This window comes from Streptomyces sp. SID486 (assembly GCF_009865385.1).
GTDB lineage: Bacteria > Actinomycetota > Actinomycetes > Streptomycetales > Streptomycetaceae > Streptomyces.
On the sequence record NZ_WWJT01000733.1, the window covers coordinates 1 to 2,709 of the forward strand.

The 2,709-nt window shown below is 77.4% G+C and carries 2 protein-coding genes and 1 pseudogene; 1 reads left to right on the top strand and 2 read right to left on the bottom strand.

Going from position 1 to position 2,709, the window contains the following annotated elements; all coding sequences use genetic code 11:
- Positions 1–360 precede the first annotated feature (360 nt).
- Positions 361–1,332, top strand: coding sequence for an O-antigen polymerase (locus GT045_RS34325; protein WP_161336584.1), 972 nt, complete (start codon positions 361–363; stop codon positions 1,330–1,332).
- Positions 1,333–1,737: 405 nt separating this feature from the next.
- Here the strand turns inward: GT045_RS34325 and GT045_RS34330 are convergent, their stop codons facing one another.
- Positions 1,738–2,283, bottom strand: coding sequence for a hypothetical protein (locus GT045_RS34330; RefSeq protein WP_161290063.1), 546 nt, complete (start codon positions 2,281–2,283; stop codon positions 1,738–1,740).
- A gap of 104 nt (positions 2,284–2,387) precedes the next feature.
- A pseudogene (locus GT045_RS34335) lies at positions 2,388–2,585 on the bottom strand (glutamate racemase); the annotation flags it as partial.
- Positions 2,586–2,709: the final 124 nt, after the last annotated feature.

Here is a 2,709-nt window from a genome sequence, read left to right on the forward strand (position 1 = left end):
CCGCCGGCTGCAATCAGCCGGCCACGGGGCGGCGACCGCACCGGCCGGTGCGGTCGGGCATCCGGTCGCGTCCCCGTCCGGACGTGGCGCGACACTCGGCGGTCCCCGGACGGATCCCGGCGCCACCCGGCCAGAACCGTGGCATTCCTTCCGCGTCCCGTGCCCGAACCGGTCATGAGCCGCTACGGTGTGCCCAGCCTCGGCGGCGCTGCCGGATCCGGTACGCGGCCGTGGCCTGCCACAGGTCGGGGGACCGGGTACGAGGGGCGATGGGTGGGGTCGACGGGGACGGGGTCCGCGACCGGTACGTACGGTGCGGACGCCTACAGCGCGCGAAGAAACGTTTCCGACGGGACGGGCATGATCCTGTTGGCGGCCTGCGCGGGGTGGTCGCTGATCACCGCGGCGGTCCATGACGGACGCCCGGAGGGCATGCTGCTGGCCGTGCTCGCCATGGCCGGGGGGTATGCCGCGGGCCGGGTCTCCGGGGCACTGCTGCCGGTGGCCGCGCCCTGCGCCGGTGCGGCGGCCGGACTGGCCACGGCCGCGGCACTGCCCGGCCTCTCCCCCGGCCCCTGGTACACCGCCCCGCTCGGTTGTGCCGGTGCCACGGCCGCCCTGCTGGCGCTGGCCGCCGGGGCCGCGTGCTGCGCCGCCCGGGCGGCGACCACGCCCGGACTGCGGTTCGGGACGGGAGCCCTGGCCTGTGCCACGGTGCCGGCCGGCATCGCACTGGGATCGGTGGCCGGGAGCGTGGCGGGCGCGGCGGTAATGCTGTGCTCACTGGCCGCGGGCTCGGTACGCGCGCGGGGTCCCTGGCTGGCCGGGCTGGCCGGGGCGGCGGGCCTGGCGGCGGTGACGGTCTGGGCGGCCGCGGCCGACGCGCTGCCCGCCGGCCTCGCCAGGGCCCTCGGGGACCGGTTCCCCGCCCAGCGGGTGGCGCAGTGGCAGGACGCGCTGGGGCTGGCGGACCGGAACAGCGCCCTCGGTGTCGGACCCGGCCGCTTCGGCGAGCTGAGCCGGGCCGTGCCGGGGCCCCTGCTGTCCGACGGCAGACCGCACTCGGCACCGCTCCAGCAGGCGGCCGAACAGGGGCTGATCGGGGTGTGCCTGCTGGCCGCGGCGTTCTGCTGGGTCCTGTACGCGCTGTGGCGCAGCTCGCGCCCCACGCCGGTCACCCTCACGGCGGGGGCGGCCCTGACGGCGCTGGCCGTCCTCGCCTCGGTCAGCGACGCGCTGAGCTTCACGGCGGTCACGGCCGGTGCGGGCCTCCTCGCCGGCTGGGCCACGGCCCGGCCGTGGACGGGCGACACCACGCCCTCCGGCCGCTGAGAGAGACGGACACGGCCGGTGCCGGCGGGCCCGGACGGGGCGGCGTATGCGGGCAAGGGTGGCGGGCGTGGACGAGGACGGCGGGCGCGGACGACGGTGGCGCAGGCGGACGACGGCAGCGCGGGCGGACGACGGCGGCGCGGGCGGACGTCGGCGGCGCGAGCGGACGAAGGTAGCGGGCGCGGACGAGGACAGCAGGAGGGGACGACGGCGCGAGCGGACGAGGAGGGCGGGGGCGGACGAGGAGGACGGGGGCGGACCACGGCGGCGCGAGGGGACAAGGGCGGTGGGGGGCGGCAAGGAGGCATGGGCGGACGGGCGGGGTGCCGGACCGCTCCGCCACCGCTCCTGTCAGGACGTGGCAGGGCCGGCCAGCCCTGCCCGCCCGGGCGGGGGCCGGTGCGCTCAGCCCGCCGTCCCCGGGCGGATCGTGCCGAGGCGGTCCTTGATGATCCTTACGGCCGACTCCGCGTTGTCGACGGTGACGGTGAACGTATGGCCGTCCCACAGGCGCAGCACGATGCCCTCGCCACGGCGTACGACGACCGCGGTGCCCTTCTCGGGGCGCCAGCGGTAGCCCCAGCCGCCCCAGTGCCGGGGGGTGACCAGGGCGGTGAAGTCGGCGCCGGCCACGTGGGAGAGCGGGATGCGGCGGCGCGGCAGCCCGACGTGGCCGCAGCGCACCTCGACGCACTCCTTGTCCAGCCTGAGGTCGACGTGCACGAACGCGAGCGTGCCGAAGAGAACGAGCAGGCCGGCCGCGATGCAGCCCACGACGGACATCACCAGCGGGGCGATGCCGGAGGTCCAGGCCGAGTCGACGGCGAGCTCGACGCCGAGCGCCAGGCAGGCGGCGCCGACCAGCGCGAGCAGCCACTGGACCCGGTTGGTGGCGCGTCCCGTCCAGACGTCCGGGCGGGGCCTGTTCTCGGCGTCGGGGTGGTCCCTCATGTTTACGAGGTTACTCAGGTTTCGCCGCGCGGGTAGGGCATGGCGCGGGGTGACTGGCCCGGGCGGAGCACCCCGGCCCCGGTGCCGGAGCCGCCGCGCGCCGGTCAGCGGACGGGGCTGACAGCCTGCAGGTAGCGGCCCTCGGCGTAGGACAGCGCCGTGTCCGGCAGCGTCGCCGTGCGGCCGCTGAGCAGCACCGTGAGGGTGGTGTCGGCGACGGCGGCCGGGGCCGGCTCCGCTCCGATCCGGCGCAGCGCCTGGGCGGCCACCGCGCCCGCGGTGCCGTGCAGGACGAGGCGCGGGCCGGGAGGAGATGGCCGGGCGGCTGCGTGAGGTTGCCGCTGGGGTGGACGCGGTGGCGGGTGTGGTTTCCCTCCTCGCGTTGGCGTCGGGCCGCGATGCGGTCTTCCCGTCGGTGCCCGTGGG

Coding starts and splice junctions, on each gene's coding strand:
- GT045_RS34325 (WP_161336584.1), top strand. CDS start 361: ATGATCCTGTTGGCGGCCTGCGCGGGGTGGTCGCTGATCACCGCGGCG.
- GT045_RS34330 (WP_161290063.1), bottom strand. CDS start 2,283: ATGAGGGACCACCCCGACGCCGAGAACAGGCCCCGCCCGGACGTCTGG.